Source organism: Leisingera sp. ANG-S5, assembly GCF_000813925.1.
Classification (GTDB): domain Bacteria; phylum Pseudomonadota; class Alphaproteobacteria; order Rhodobacterales; family Rhodobacteraceae; genus Leisingera.
In genome coordinates, this window is sequence record NZ_JWLH01000003.1 from 440,398 (window position 1) to 454,073 (window position 13,676).

Genomic DNA, 13,676 nt, shown 5'->3' on the forward strand with positions numbered 1-13,676 from the left:
ACGGCTTTTCGTCTAGGAAAAGTTTTTCAGCCACTCCTGCCAGACATCCTTGGCGCGGTCGGTATAGGCCTTGTAACGGTCCTTGCGGCCGCGGCGGCCGCCCTTGAGGCCGTCCACCGGGCGGAACAGGCCGAAGTTCACGTTCATTGGCTGGAAGGTTTTGGCTTCGGCACCGCCGGTGATGTGGTGGATCAGCGCGCCCATGGCGCTGTCCTGCGGCACTTCCGGCAGCTCCTGCCCAAGGATTTCCGCCGCTGCCAGGCGGCCTGCCAGCAGGCCCATGGCAGCACTTTCCACATAGCCCTCAACCCCGGTGATCTGGCCGGCAAAGCGGATGTTGGGCTTTGACTTCAGCCGCATCTGCGCGTCCAACAGGGTGGGCGAGTTGATGAAAGTATTACGGTGGATGCCGCCGAGCCGGGCAAAACTTGCGTTCTCCAGCCCGGGGATCATCTTGAAGACTTCCGTCTGGGCGCCGTATTTCATCTTGGTCTGGAAGCCGACGATATTGAACAGTGTCCCCAGCGCGTTGTCGCGGCGCAGCTGCACCACGGCGTGTGCTTTGACCTCCGGCTGGTGCGGGTTGGTCAGCCCCACCGGTTTCATCGGGCCGTGGCGCAAGGTCTCGCGGCCGCGTTCGGCCATCACCTCGATCGGCAGGCAGCCGTCGAAGTAGCCCGCGGTCTCGCCCTCGTGGAACTCGGTCTTGTCGGCGGCCAGCAGCGCGTCGATGAAGGCCTCGTACTGGTCCTTGTCCATCGGACAGTTGAGGTAGGCGGTGCGCTCTTCCTCGGTCTCGCCCTTGTCATAGCGCGACTGCATCCAGGCCTGGGACATGTCGATGCTTTCTGCATAGACAATCGGCGCGATGGCATCAAAGAAGGCCAGTGCCTCAGCACCGGTTTCGGCCTGGATCGCCTTGCCCAGTTCCGGCGAGGTCAGCGGGCCGGTGGCAAAGATCCAGTGGCCATCGGTGGGCAGTTCGGTGATTTCTTCATAAGAAACAGTGACATTCGGGTGCGCCTTCAGCTTGGCGGTCACCGTTTCGGCAAAGGGGTCGCGGTCTACCGCCAGGGCGCCGCCGGCAGGCAGGCGGTGCTCATCCGCGGTGGTCATGATCAGCCCGTTTGCGGCGCGCATTTCCCAATGCAGCAGGCCCACGGCGTTCTGCTCGTCGTCATCGGAGCGGAAGGAGTTGGAACACACCATTTCGCCCAGGTTGCCGGTCTGGTGGGCAAAGGTTTCCACCTTGGGGCGCATCTCGTGGATCACCACCTGAACGCCCATGTTTGCCGCCTGCCAGGCCGCTTCCGAGCCGGCCATGCCGCCGCCCACGATATGCAGTGTTTGTGCCGAATGATCTGTCATGCCCGCCACATAGGGCAGGGGGCGGGATCGTGCAACAGGCTTGGCAGTTGCGCAGGCGGATGGCCGGGCGCGGATTGTCTGGGCTGGTTGGGGAAATTTGGGGCCGCCGCTGCGGGGATGGATCGCCGGGTGAGAGACCGGTTGGAGGGACCCTTCCGCAGCAGCAGCCCAAATTGTGCGGGCCGGTGACTGCTCAGCGGCCGTGCCCAATCTTTGCCATCTTTCCGCCCGAATTGAAAGGCGGTCATTTGGCCTATTACGGAAACATTACGTTCCTATTGGTAAACAAAGGCTAAAGCTTTCCGTAAATTTTCGGAAAAACTCATTCCTGCCAGTCAGGGGCACGTTTTTCGATGAACGCGGCCATACCTTCGATGGTGTCACGGTGCATCAGGTTTTCAACAATCACGCCGCTGGTATAGGCATAGGCCTGGTCCAGCGGCATCTGCAGCTGCTCGTAAAACGCCTGTTTGCCGATTTTCACCGCAGCACCAAGCTTGGAGGCGATGGTCTCGGCCAGCCGGTTGGTTTCAGCTTCCAACTGCTCCAGCGGCACGGCGCGGTTGGCGAGGCCTAGGTCGACAGCGCGGGCGGCATCGACGAATTCGCCAGTTGTCAGCAGCTCAAACGCCTGTTTGCGCGGGATGTTCCGCGACAGCGCCACCATCGGGGTGGAGCAGAACAATCCGATGTTCACGCCGTTGACGCCGAATCTGGTGCCCTCAGCCGCCACCGCCAGATCGCAGGAGGCAACCAGCTGGCAGCCCGCCGCGGTGGCGATGCCGTGAACCTGGGCAATCACCGGCTGGGGCAGGGACTGCAGCCCCGTCATCACGCTGGTGCAGCGGGCAAACAGATCCTGGAAGTAAGCCTTGCCGCCGTCCTCAGACGCGCGGCCCGCGGTCATCTGCTTGATGTCATGGCCTGCGCAGAACGCCTTGCCCGCTCCTGACAGAATCACAACCTTGATGCGGCTGTCCTCGCGCAAGGCATCGATCTGTTCCTGCAGCGCAGCCAGCATCTCGTCCGACAGCGCGTTCAGCTTCTCGGGCGTGTTCATGGTGAGCCGCGCAATTGCGCCCGTGTCGTGACGTTCCAGAATTGCCATCTTGCCCTCCTCGCAAATCCGGGGGCAACTCTAGGCGGGGTGAACAGAAAGGGAAAGCATGGCGCTGGCATTTGATGTCGCAGGTCTGACGGAATACCTGCATGAGATTTTTCCGCAGGTGCGGGATGACTTTGCCATCGACGCGATGGAGGAAAACCGTCTGAGGATGCGGCTGTTGACGGCGGAGCGGCACCTGCGCCCCGGCGGCACGGTGTCCGGCCCGTCGATGTTTGCGCTGGCCGATTGCGCGGTCTACGCGCTGATCCTGGCGCATCTGGGGCAGGAGGCGCTGGCAGTGACCACCAACTGCTCGCTCGACTTCATGCGCAAACCTGCGGCTGGGGCAGACCTGATCGGGGAGGCGCGGCTGCTGAAGCTGGGCCGGGTGCTGGCGGTGGCGGATGTGCTGATCTATTCCGAGGGCATGGCAGAGCCGGTGGCGCGTGCCTCGATGACCTATTCAATCCCGCCCAAGCGTTAGGGGGCAGCTTTCACAGGGCGGTGGCGAAAGGCTGGCCCACCTTGACCAGTGTTTCGCGGCCCTTGGCACTGTTTGCCACCAGATCATCGGCGAACCGCACTTTGCCCGGCTCGAACACCACCACCACGGTGGAGCCGCCGAACTTGAAATAGCCTTTCTCGTCCATCTTCTGCACCGCGCCCGAGGTGCGGGTGTTGACGATGGAGCCGACACCGAAGGCGCCGACCTCGACGAAGCAATAGCTGCCCAGGTTTTCGGTTTCGATCAGGGTCCAGGTCCGCTTGTTTTCGCCGAACACATCCGGCCCCGCGCCAAGTGCAATCGGGTTCACCGAATGCAGCGCGCCGGGAATGTCCTGTGCTGCGGTGATGCGGCCCGCGGCGGGGAAGTGGTAGCGGTGGTAGTCTGCCGGGCACAGCCGCACAATTGCCAGCGCGCCGCCAATGAACCGCTCCGCAATGCCGGGCAGCATGGTGCGAACCGACATCGGATAGCCCTTGACCGGCACAAACACGTCCTCTGCCAGTTCCGGGAACACCAGCACCCGGCCATCGGCGGGCGATACAATGTCCTTCGGGTCCGCGCTGAAGGGGCGGGCCTCGGGCCTCAGGTGGCGCACGAAGAAGTCATTGAAACAGCCATAGCTGTCTGCCGGAGCCGTGGCCTCACTCATGTCGATGGACAGTTCGTCGACAACTGCCGCGATTTTGCCCTTGGAGAACCGGGAATCGAACCAGGCGCCCATCAGCCGGCTGATCAGGGATGAGCGGAACAGCAGCTTTTCCACCGGCCGTGCGCTGGCGTTCTGATAGGCCCAGCGGATCCATTTCTCGCCCAGCACGGCCTCTTCAAAGGTCTCACCGGTCTCGCGGTTAACAACAAGAATGGGGTCGCGCTGCATCAAATCTGCCAAATCAGGTTTCGTCCCGCTGCGCCTAGCAAGAAGCGGCGGGCGCGCCAAGAGCGGTTTGCAGCAGGCAGTGCATTAGCCCTGCTTGTCCTGGAACCAGCCAATGCTGTTCCGTGCTTCCAAAATCGCGGATTCAGCGTCGGCAAATACTTGGCTCCCATAGTGGCCGATACTGTACCAGCCGCGACCGTCTTCCGGGTCGCGGCGAAACTCGTCAAATCCAAAAGTGCCGTCCGGACGCTGAAAAATGTCAACGCAAACGAAATCGCCGTCCAGATTGACGGAGTGGATTACCTTGTTGGTGTGCGCCATGTCTGCGTCCTTGTGCGTGGTGCGCTTATCGCCAGGCAAGCGTAAATAAAAAAGGCCGGGGCGAACCCCGGCCGTCAGGTTGTTCCTTTGCCCAGGGGATCACGGGCGCCAGAACGGAAGAGTGGCTTCATAATGGGCGTCCTCACGGCTCAGCCCGATGTCCTTCAGCTGCGTCTCGCTCAGGTGTTTCAAATGGGTTCGGGTGCGATGGCGCAGGCTCCACTTGGTCACCAGCACGGCAAAGGAGACGGCCAACTGCGCCAGCACCGGCAGGGCCGGGCGGCTGTTCAGAAAGGACATGTTCGATTGTGCCATTTGCGTGTGCTGTGCCATGGGAGGCTTCCTTCGTATTGTGTTGATACAATCCTGTTGATTTGTCGTAGTGTTTTGATACAAAGGGGGTGAGATGTTGTCCAAGGATGGATTGTAATGGGTACAATTTGGCCGCAAGCCCTGGGTGAGACAAAAGGTCCCAAGTACAAAAAGGTCGCAGATACAATCCGCTCTGCTGTTGAAGCGGGGAGCCTGAAAATTGGTACAAAGCTGCCGCCGGTCCGCGATCTCGCGTATCAGTTGAGCATAACACCCGGCACTGTCGCCCGCGCCTACAGCATCCTGACCGATGAGGGCGTGCTGGAGGCCGAAGTCGGGCGTGGCACTTTTGTAGCTGAGAAGAAGAAGCCGGTGCCCGATGACGTATGGTCGCGGGAATTGCATCTGCTGGAGGCGCGCGATCCCGGCCATGTCAGCCTGTTCAGCCCGCGGATTGCCGACATGGGGCAGGTGGCTGCCGTCCGCGAGGCGCTGCACAAAGTTGCGGAAGGCGAGGCGCGGAATTTTCTGAACTACCCGACCCGCGATGCATATAAACCGGTACGCCAGGCCGCTGCAGAATGGATTGCCAAGGCGCCGGTTGGCCCAGTCAGCGAAAAGGACGTGGTGCTGACCCATGGCGGCCAAAACGGGCTGATGGTGGTGCTGCAGGCGATTCTGGAAGGCCCCCAGCCAGTGATACTTGTCGAGGACCTGACCTATGCAGGATTCCGCCGTGCGGCTGAGCTTCTGCGGGCGCAGGTGGTCGAGGTGGCGATGGATGAACACGGCATCCGCCCGGATGCGATGGAACTGGCCATCCGCAAATCCGGCGCTTCTGTGATCTGCACCAGCCCCGAAGTGCACAATCCCACCGGACTGTTCACCCCGCTGGAGCGCCGCAAGGAGATTGTCCGCATCGCCCGCCGCCACGGGGTGCAGATTGTCGAGGATGACTGCTACCGCCTGGGCGAGGCGCGTGCCCCCAGCTACCGGGCGCTGGCGCCGGAACTGGCCTGGCACGTGTCCTCGATCTCCAAGATTCTGACGCCGGCCCTGCGCGTCGGTTTTGCCCTTGCGCCGGAGGGGCGGGCGGCGGACCTGCGCCGGGTGGCGGAGTATGGTTATTTCGGCCTCGCCCAGCCGCTTGCGGAACTGGTGCGGATCCTGCTCAGTGACCCGCGCCTGCCCGGGCTGGTGCAATCCGTGCGCAGTGAGATGGCCCGCTATGTGCGGGTGGCTGTCAACGCGCTTGGCGGCTTTGACCTGACCTGGAACCCGGAGGTTCCGTTCCTCTGGCTGAAACTGCCGTCCGGCTGGCGCGCCGCCGCCTTTACCCGCGCGGCAGAGGCCAACGGGGTGCAGATCCGCTCTGCGGATGAGTTCGCCCTGCGCGACGGCCGCGCGCCCCATGCGGTGCGCATTGCCATCAACGCGCATGTGCCGCTGAAACAGTTTGAGGAGGCAATGCTGCGCCTGCGCGCCCTGCTGGACAACCCGCCGGAGCAGATCAGCGTGTGAATTCGTTCAAAAGTGTTCGTTCAAAAAAGAAGGGGTCCAGCGATTGCGGACCCCTTCTTAGATTGGTTTGGTCTGGCGTTACTCAATCGGGATTGAAACACCGGAGGCATGATTGGCATTGAACGACCAGACATCGCGGCCTGCCGCAATACCGGCGGTTACCGCCGCGGCCAAAAGGCCTGCGGCGGATGCGCCGCCGACGACGGTGCCGTTTAGGATCGGTGCCAAAGTCTTTTCACCTGACTGGCTGCCTGCAGCGCACTTTACATAGGCATCCGTCGGCCGCCGTTTCAGCGTCGGTACGTTGACCTTGGCGGGTGTTATGAAGGTCGCTTTGAATTCGGCGCTTTCGATAGTGCACTTGGCACCGGTGACTTCTTGCATGTTGTCGCTGCTCGGATAGCCGCCTGTGGCTTCCAGCTTTTCCTTGTCGAGGATCACATGCGTCCGGAAGGTAAGTTCTTTGTAGCCTTGCACGCGGGGAGCCGTGATCCCTTCGTTCTTGAGTGCAGCGGTAACCGCTGGGGTCGTGACTTCGGCGCTTTGCATGCAGGCGCCGAGCATTACGGGAAGCGTGCAAGTAAATGCAATTTTGCGAAACATGAGTGGCTGTTCTCTTTTTGGTTGATCTTCTCTGCCGGGACTTAATGTTCAACTTCTGTCGAGAGCAACCGCGGTATTCTGGATGGGGGAACCGGCGGCAGTGGTGTGTATTATCGACAACATTGCCGCCCGGGAGAGGGGCGATGTTTGGGGTATTATTATACCTATTTTTTAAAACGTTGTTTTCAAATGATTTATTCTTGTTTGGTGGTGTTGACTGGGGCTTGGGATGCCCGTAAACCCCGTCCATCGAATTCAGGCCGATGACCGATGGGATTCTGCCTTTCACGACAAACAGGATTGACCTGCCATGAAAACCTTCTCTGCTACTCCGGCAGATATCGAGAAGAAGTGGATCATCATCGACGCCGAGGGCGTGGTGCTGGGCCGTCTTGCCTCGATCGTTGCCATGCGCCTGCGCGGCAAGCACAAAGCGTCCTTCACTCCGCATATGGACATGGGCGACAACGTCATCATCATCAACGCCGAAAAGGTGCAGATGACCGGCAAGAAGCGCGATGAGCACTTCTACTGGCACACTGGCCACCCGGGCGGCATCAAGTCGCGCACCAAGCAGGAAATCCTGGAAGGTGCACACCCGGAGCGCGTTGTGACCCAAGCGGTCAAGCGTATGCTGCCGGGCAACCGCCTGTCGCGTCAGCAAATGACCAACCTGCGCGTTTACGCTGGTGCCGAGCACCCGCACGAAGCCCAGGCACCTGAAGTTCTGGACGTCAAATCCATGAACAAGAAAAACACCCGGAGCTGATATTGATGTCTGATCAGATCAACACTCTCGAAGAGCTCGCAGCTGCAACCGGTGTGGAAGCAGTGGCTGAAGAAACCATCGCGCGTGAGCCGGTTCGTGACGAACTGGGCCGCTCCTATGCCACCGGCAAGCGTAAAGACGCTGTTGCCCGCGTCTGGATCAAGCCGGGCTCCGGCAAGGTCGAGGTGAACGGCAAGGAAATCAACAAGTACTTCGCCCGTCCGGTGCTGCAGATGATCCTGCGCCAGCCGTTCCAGGTTGCCGGCGTCGAAGGCGAGTTTGACGTTTACGCCACCGTCAAGGGCGGCGGCCTGTCCGGTCAGGCCGGTGCGGTCAAGCACGGCATCTCCAAAGCGCTGCAGCTGTACGATCCGTCGCTGCGCGGCGCCCTGAAAGCGGCCGGCTTCCTGACCCGCGACAGCCGCGTTGTGGAACGTAAGAAATACGGTAAGGCCAAAGCCCGCCGTTCGTTCCAGTTCTCCAAGCGTTAAGCCGGGAACCATATGGTTTTGGAAGGGCTCGCCACTGGCGGGCCCTTCTTCGTTTCTGGCATTGCGGTTTCCCGGAAACTTTCAGGGTTCCTTTAGAAAGATTTTTTAGGCTGGCACGGAAATCCTAGGACGGGAAACGGAAGGCAGAACAGCATGACATCACCAGACCAATTCAAGACTGCCCCGATCGGCGACGGCAAACTGGAAATCGGCCGCTTCACTCATGGCTATGAAGATATGGAAATCGAAGGGCAGGGCGGCGGTGCCAATGTGGCAGTCGGCTCCTTCTGCTCGATCGGCCGCCGTGTCCGGATCATGCTGGATCAGTCTCCGGCGCTGGACCGGATCTCCGCCTTTCCGTTTGGCGAAGCCTTCACGGAACATCTGGGCGGAGCCGAGACTCATGCGCCGCACTCCGGCAGCCGCGATGTGGTGATCGGAAATGACGTTTGGATTGGCGCCAATGCCACCCTGTTGGGGGGTGTCAAAATCGGCGACGGCGCTGTCATCAGCCCCAATGCCACCGTAACCGGCAATGTGGGCGCTTATGAGGTTTGGGCCGGTAACCCGGCGCAGCTTGTGCGCAAACGCTTTGATGACGCGGTGTGCCAGAAACTGCTGGAACTGCGCTGGTGGGACCTGCCGCTGCCGCTGATCCAGGAAATGGCACCGCTGCTGTCGACGCAGCCGACCGTGGATCTTATCGAAGGTTTGCAGTGTATCGTCAGCGATCTGGTGACCTTCACGGATGAAAGCGCGGCCTGACTCGGGAGGCCGGGATTTTGGCCTTGTTTTGAGCTGTTTCCCGGCCCGGGCGCCCCGAGCGGCCCCCGGGCGTTAACTTTTTCGCAAAATTAGCGTAACATGGGCGGACCGCTTCCTGATGGGGGGACAGCTGTTATGCCGCAAACAATCTATGAGAAATACGGCGGGTTCAGCGCCATTAGCCGGGTTGTGATGACCTTCTACGAGCTGGCGCTCGATTCTGACCAGATCGGCGACTACTTCGCTGATGTCGACATGGCGCGTCTCATTGATCACCAGACCAAGTTCATTTCCTCGCTCCTGGGCGGGCCTGCGTCCTTCAGCGACGACCGGCTGGAGGCAGTGCACAGGGCCCTCGGCATAACCCACGAAGACTTCGACGAGATGGGCGCATTGCTGAAAGAAGCGCTGGAACAGCATGGGCTGTCTGAGCCGGACATCCGCACCACGCTCAGCGCCATCGAGGGCAAACGCAGCATCATCGTTACCCGGGATGCGGCATGAGCATTGCCGCCATCAATGAACAGCTGTTGCGTGCCATTGGTGTCGGCGTAGCCGTAGTGCGGGCATCAGATCTTGGATTTGTCTTTCACAATCAGCCCTTTGCAGAATGGTTCGGAACCCCGGGCGAGGGTGCTTCTCTGACCGATGCCATAGACGGCCTGCAGCCGGAGGACCTGGGGCCGCTCTGCGACGAGGGCCTGCGCTATTCAGCGGAGCTGAAGATCAAGCGCAAGCGCCGCACACTGGTGTTTGCCATCAACATTTCCCAGGCCAGCCACCTGAACGAGGCGCTGCTGGTGGTAGAATGCCAGAACATCACCCGCATCCGCGAGCTGGAGAGCATGATCGACAGCTATTCCACCATGGTGGAGCGCAACACCCGCGAGCTGGAGCGCGAGAAGGAGCGGGTGGAGCGGCTGCTGCTGAACCTGATGCCGCGCTCCGTCTATGAGGAGTTCAAGACCTTCGGCGTCGTCACCCCGCAGCTCTATCCCAAGGTGTCGGTGGTGATGCTGGACTTCGTGAATTTCACCGACTTTGCCTCCCGCACCGATCCGACGGTCACGCTGGGAGAGCTGAACGACATCTTCACTGCGTTTGACCGCATCGTCGAGCAATACGGCTGCGAGCGGATCAAGACCATCGGCGACGCCTATCTGGCGGTTGCCGGCATGCCGGAGCCGACGCCGGACCACGCCACCGCTGTCGCCCATTGCGCCACCCGCTTCCTGCGCTATCTGGACCGCCGCAATCAAAGCCATCAGCACAAGTGGCAGGCCCGGATCGGCCTTGGCACCGGCTCAGCCGTGGGGTCTGTGGTGGGTATTCAGAAGTACGTCTATGATGTCTTCGGTCCTGCAGTGAATCTGGCCTCCCGGCTGCAAGTCTTTGCCAACCCGATGAAAATCGTCGCGCCAGAGGACATGAAGGACGCATTGTCAGAGGAATTCCACGTAACCGACATAGGCCCTGAAGACATCAAGGGCATCGGCGAGGTGAACCTGGTGAACGTCGGCGACGAGCTGAGCGCCCCGCAGCCCAGCGGGCGTTTTTAGCGGCCGGTTCTAATTGTCCGGCCCGATCAGCCCCAAACCGCGCAGGTAGATGCCGATGCCGCTTTCCAGCAGATCCTCCGGCGGAAAGGGTGAGGCAGCTCCGGGTGAGTTGCGCGCATAAAGCTCCACCACCCCGTGGCTCATCGCCAGCACATGCGCAGAGAACATCGAGGCCGGCGGGCGTTTCTCCGCAGGGATATGCTGGCTGAGGTCCGCCGCAGCGCGTTCCAGAATCGCGCGCGCGCGCGCCGCGGCATCTGCCAGTTCCGGCGTGCGGTTCACCGAAATACCGCTTTCGAACATCGCGATATAGTGGCCGGGATGTTTGCGGGCAAAGGCCAAATAGGCCCGCCCGGTTGCCTCAAACGCTGCCAGTGCTGACGGCTGATACTTGTCATAGGCGTGCTGCATCAGATCGGCAAACATCACGTAGCCCTGGCGCGAGGCCTCCGCGATCAGATCCTCGCGGCCCTCAAAATGGCGGTAGACCGCCGCCGGGGTGACCCCCGCCTGCTTGGCCGCTTCCGACAGCGTAAAGCCGGTCGGCCCCTTAGCCTCGATCAGCTGCAGGGCGGCCTCGACCAGCGCCTGGCGCAGGTTGCCGTGATGATAACCGCGTTTAGGCATCCCAGATTTCCGGGCCTCCGCAAATTTCTTGGTCCAGGGCGCCAATCGCCTTGGCGTCCTTCTGAGCGTAGTCAATCGCATGCAGCACGCAGCGCATCGCCGCCAGCCGAGCCCGCCGTTTGTCATCGGAGCGGATGATTGTCCAGGGGGCCTCCGCGCTGTGGCTGCGCGCGAAAGTTTCTGAAATGGCGGCGCTGTAGTCGTCCCATTTCTCCAGCCCCTTCACGTCGATCGGACTCAGCTTCCACTGTTTCAGCGGGTCGGATTCGCGTGCCAGAATGCGGCGCAGCTGCTCGGCACGGCCGACGTTGAGCCAGAATTTGAACAGGTGGATTCCATCTTCAGCCAAAGCCGCTTCAAATCCAGGAGCCTGGTCAAAGAACCGCCCCCGCTGCTGATCCGTACAGAAACCGAACACCTTTTCCACCACACCGCGGTTGTACCAGCTGCGGTCGAAGAACACGATCTCGCCGCCCGACGGCAGCTGCTGAACATAGCGCTGAAAATACCACTGGCTCTGCTCGGCCTCGGTGGGCTTGGACAGCGCCACGATCCGCGCGCCGCGCGGGTTCAGATTCTCGCGGAACCGCTTGATGGTGCCGCCCTTCCCAGCCGCATCGCGGCCCTCAAAGACGATGGCGATCCGCTGGCCCGTGGCCTTGACCCAGGACTGCAGCTTGACCAATTCAATCTGCAGCGCCTCAAGCTCTTTGTCATAAGCCTTGCGCTTCATCAGCTTCCTGTGCGGATAGCTGGGGCTGAGGATTTCATCTTTGTCCGCGCCCTTGATGGCCTCGCGGATCTCCTCCGGTGCGCCGCTCTGGAAAAAGCGGCTGATGGCCCCGTCAAACGGCAGCGGCATGTGCAAAACCCTTCTGTCCTCAACCCCTTATATGGGAAGGAAGTATGGAATGTGAATCGCTTTAACGCAAATGCGCGCGTTCCGCCGCGCGGCGCACCGCATCGGCGACATCTTCTGTTGCGACGTGCTGCGGCATATGGCCAATCCCCTCCAGCCGAGTCAGCCGCGCACTGTCGACATCCCGTGCCAGCCCTTCGGCGTGCAGCTTGAGGTTCACCAGGTCGTCCTCAGTGCCGTGGATCACCTCCAGCGGCAACGTGATGCGGCCGTAATGCTGCGAAAGTTCTGTCACTTCCTCCAGCAGGTTCGCCCGCTGCCGGGCGTTGGCCCGCAGCGACCCGCGCCGCAACGACAGGCTGGTGCCAAAATGCTCTGCATATCCTTCCGGCACTGCCTGCGGGGCAAAAATCTCCTGCAGGGAGCGGCTGACCACCAAGTCCGGGACATAGGCCGCCAGCATCGGCACCGCCACAGCGCTGCCAAAACGAGAGGAGGTGAGACGGTAGAGCGGGTCCAGCGGCGTTGTCCAAGGGTAAGCCACCCCGGACACCGAAACCAGCGCAGAGACGCTTTCGGGGTGATCCACCGCCCAGGCCAGCGCCACTGCACCGCCATAGCTTTGGCCCAGCACAATTGGCTTCACTGCCCCCATCTGCGCCGCGGCCTGGCGCAGCACCTCCGCCTGCTGGCGGATGGTCGCGCCCGTACCGTTGAGCGGGCTGGAATAGCCCAGGCCCGGGCGGTCGAAGATCAGAATCCGGAACTCGTCAGCGAGTGCTGGCGCCAGCCGGAACGTCATGTCGCGGGTGTTTCCGCTGGAGCCATGCAGCAGCACCAGATCCGGCGCGCTGCCCTTGGGCCGTCCCATCTCCACCACATGCACCCGGTGGCTGCCCACCACCAGAACCTGGCCTTGCGGCGGATGGCGGGCCTCAGCTGCGGCCTCGCGCCGGCCCGCCTGCCAAAGCGTGAGGGCAGTCCCCGCTGCCACAGCAAGGCCTGCCCAGACCAGCATTCTAGCGGCCGATCTCATCCATGTCATAAGGCGTTGTCTGGTAAATCTCATTGATCCAGTTGCCATAGAGAAGATGCGCGTGGCTGCGCCAGCGGTTCTGCGGCTGGCGGCTGGGATCATTGTCCGGATAGTAGTTGCCCGGCACGTTGATCGGGGTGCCATTGGCCACGTCGCGGTCGTATTCCTGCTTCAGCGTATCGCTGTCGTACTCAAAATGGTTGAAGATATAGAGCGCCCGGTGCGCCTTGTCCTCAATCAGGCAGGGGCCGACCTCGTCGCTGCCCAGGAGTGTCGTCAGCCCTTCGGCGGCATCGACCTCCGGCTGTTTCATCTCTGTCCAGCGGCTGACCGGGATCACGAAATCATCCGAGAACCCGCGCAAGTAAGGCGAGGCCGGCGCCAGGTTTTGATGCCGGAAGCAGCCGAACGCCTTGTGGTCCAGCATGTGTTTCTTCACGCCATGGAAATGATTGATCATCGCCATGCCGCCCCAGCAGACGCCAAAGGTCGAATGCACGTTGGTCTGGGTCCACTCGAACACCTCGCGCATCTCTTCCCAGTAGGTAACTTCAGGAAAGTCGAGATGCTCAATCGGAGCGCCGGTGATGATCAGCCCGTCGAACTTCTCGTGCTTCACCTCCTGGAAGGAGTGATAGAACTCCTCCATATGCGCAGCCGCAGTGTTCTTGGTCTGATGCTCGGTCATCCGGATCAGGCTCAGCTCGATCTGCAAGGGCGTCGCCCCGATCAGCCGGGCAAACTGGTTCTCCGTCTGGATCTTCTTGGGCATCAGATTGAGCAGCCCGATGCGCAGCGCCCGGATGTCCTGACGTGCCGCCTGATCCGGCGACATGACCATCACGCCTTCGTTCGTCAGAACGTCATAGGCGGGCAGGTCAGCGGGGATCTTGATGGGCATGTCAGTATCCTGATTTGCGGAAAGTTGTGCGATATAGCGGAGGTTGTCAGATAG

At 61.3% G+C, this 13,676-nt stretch carries 17 protein-coding genes; 7 read left to right on the forward strand and 10 right to left on the reverse strand.

Annotation, left to right across the window (positions count from 1 at the left end):
- Nucleotides 1-12 precede the first annotated feature (12 nt).
- Nucleotides 13-1,368, reverse strand: a complete 1,356-nt coding sequence (gene trmFO / locus RA25_RS06835) for a methylenetetrahydrofolate--tRNA-(uracil(54)-C(5))-methyltransferase (FADH(2)-oxidizing) TrmFO (RefSeq protein ID WP_039170942.1) — start codon at nucleotides 1,366-1,368, stop codon at nucleotides 13-15.
- Between the two features lie 322 nt (nucleotides 1,369-1,690).
- Nucleotides 1,691-2,476, reverse strand: coding sequence for an enoyl-CoA hydratase (locus RA25_RS06840; protein ID WP_039145758.1), 786 nt, complete (start codon nucleotides 2,474-2,476; stop codon nucleotides 1,691-1,693).
- A gap of 58 nt (nucleotides 2,477-2,534) precedes the next feature.
- Here RA25_RS06840 and RA25_RS06845 point away from each other — a divergent pair, with 58 nt between their 5' ends.
- On the forward strand, nucleotides 2,535-2,957 hold the full coding sequence (locus RA25_RS06845) for a PaaI family thioesterase (protein ID WP_039145759.1): 423 nt from the start codon (nucleotides 2,535-2,537) through the stop codon (nucleotides 2,955-2,957).
- Nucleotides 2,958-2,967: 10 nt separating this feature from the next.
- On the opposite strand, the gene asd is transcribed toward RA25_RS06845, so the two are convergent.
- From asd to RA25_RS06860, 3 genes are all read right to left on the reverse strand, one after another.
- Complete coding sequence (gene asd / locus RA25_RS06850; protein WP_039170945.1) at nucleotides 2,968-3,858, reverse strand: archaetidylserine decarboxylase; 891 nt, start codon at nucleotides 3,856-3,858, stop codon at nucleotides 2,968-2,970.
- An 84-nt stretch (nucleotides 3,859-3,942) separates the two neighbouring features.
- On the reverse strand, nucleotides 3,943-4,179 hold the full coding sequence (locus RA25_RS06855) for a hypothetical protein (RefSeq protein WP_019296182.1): 237 nt from the start codon (nucleotides 4,177-4,179) through the stop codon (nucleotides 3,943-3,945).
- A 99-nt stretch (nucleotides 4,180-4,278) separates the two neighbouring features.
- The gene (locus tag RA25_RS06860) at nucleotides 4,279-4,512 is read right to left on the reverse strand and encodes a DUF1127 domain-containing protein (protein WP_039145766.1); all 234 of its coding nucleotides are present in this window, start codon (nucleotides 4,510-4,512) and stop codon (nucleotides 4,279-4,281) included.
- Between the two features lie 96 nt (nucleotides 4,513-4,608).
- Here RA25_RS06860 and RA25_RS06865 point away from each other — a divergent pair, with 96 nt between their 5' ends.
- Entirely contained in the window at nucleotides 4,609-6,012 is a 1,404-nt protein-coding gene (locus RA25_RS06865) for an aminotransferase-like domain-containing protein (RefSeq protein ID WP_039145773.1), read from the forward strand.
- A gap of 78 nt (nucleotides 6,013-6,090) precedes the next feature.
- On the opposite strand, the gene RA25_RS06870 is transcribed toward RA25_RS06865, so the two are convergent.
- On the reverse strand, nucleotides 6,091-6,615 hold the full coding sequence (locus tag RA25_RS06870) for a hypothetical protein (protein ID WP_152610459.1): 525 nt from the start codon (nucleotides 6,613-6,615) through the stop codon (nucleotides 6,091-6,093).
- 310 nt (nucleotides 6,616-6,925) lie between these two features.
- Here RA25_RS06870 and rplM point away from each other — a divergent pair, with 310 nt between their 5' ends.
- From rplM to RA25_RS06895, 5 genes are all read left to right on the forward strand, one after another.
- On the forward strand, nucleotides 6,926-7,384 hold the full coding sequence (gene rplM, locus RA25_RS06875; protein WP_019296185.1) for a 50S ribosomal protein L13: 459 nt from the start codon (nucleotides 6,926-6,928) through the stop codon (nucleotides 7,382-7,384).
- A 5-nt stretch (nucleotides 7,385-7,389) separates the two neighbouring features.
- The gene (gene rpsI / locus RA25_RS06880) at nucleotides 7,390-7,875 is read left to right on the forward strand and encodes a 30S ribosomal protein S9 (RefSeq protein ID WP_019296186.1); all 486 of its coding nucleotides are present in this window, start codon (nucleotides 7,390-7,392) and stop codon (nucleotides 7,873-7,875) included.
- 153 nt (nucleotides 7,876-8,028) lie between these two features.
- Entirely contained in the window at nucleotides 8,029-8,640 is a 612-nt protein-coding gene (locus RA25_RS06885) for a CatB-related O-acetyltransferase (RefSeq protein WP_052254187.1), read from the forward strand.
- A 135-nt stretch (nucleotides 8,641-8,775) separates the two neighbouring features.
- A complete protein-coding gene (locus RA25_RS06890; protein ID WP_019296188.1) occupies nucleotides 8,776-9,144 on the forward strand; it encodes a group I truncated hemoglobin in 369 nt (122 codons plus the stop codon).
- Nucleotides 9,141-10,199: an adenylate/guanylate cyclase domain-containing protein gene (locus RA25_RS06895; protein WP_019296189.1), complete on the forward strand. Its 1,059-nt coding sequence runs from the start codon at nucleotides 9,141-9,143 to the stop codon at nucleotides 10,197-10,199. The genes RA25_RS06890 and RA25_RS06895 overlap by 4 nt, the downstream gene beginning before the upstream one ends.
- Nucleotides 10,200-10,208: 9 nt before the next feature.
- Here the strand turns inward: RA25_RS06895 and RA25_RS06900 are convergent, their stop codons facing one another.
- From RA25_RS06900 to metA, 4 genes are all read right to left on the reverse strand, one after another.
- Complete coding sequence (locus tag RA25_RS06900) at nucleotides 10,209-10,826, reverse strand: TetR/AcrR family transcriptional regulator (protein ID WP_019296190.1); 618 nt, start codon at nucleotides 10,824-10,826, stop codon at nucleotides 10,209-10,211.
- Nucleotides 10,819-11,688, reverse strand: a complete 870-nt coding sequence (gene ppk2, locus RA25_RS06905) for a polyphosphate kinase 2 (RefSeq protein ID WP_039170949.1) — start codon at nucleotides 11,686-11,688, stop codon at nucleotides 10,819-10,821. The genes RA25_RS06900 and ppk2 overlap by 8 nt, the downstream gene beginning before the upstream one ends.
- 61 nt (nucleotides 11,689-11,749) lie before the next feature.
- A complete protein-coding gene (locus RA25_RS06910; protein ID WP_039170954.1) occupies nucleotides 11,750-12,703 on the reverse strand; it encodes an alpha/beta fold hydrolase in 954 nt (317 codons plus the stop codon).
- A gap of 1 nt (nucleotide 12,704) precedes the next feature.
- Nucleotides 12,705-13,622 (reverse strand): homoserine O-acetyltransferase MetA, encoded by a 918-nt coding sequence (gene metA / locus RA25_RS06915; RefSeq protein WP_019296193.1) that lies wholly within the window; start codon nucleotides 13,620-13,622, stop codon nucleotides 12,705-12,707.
- Nucleotides 13,623-13,676 lie beyond the last annotated feature (54 nt).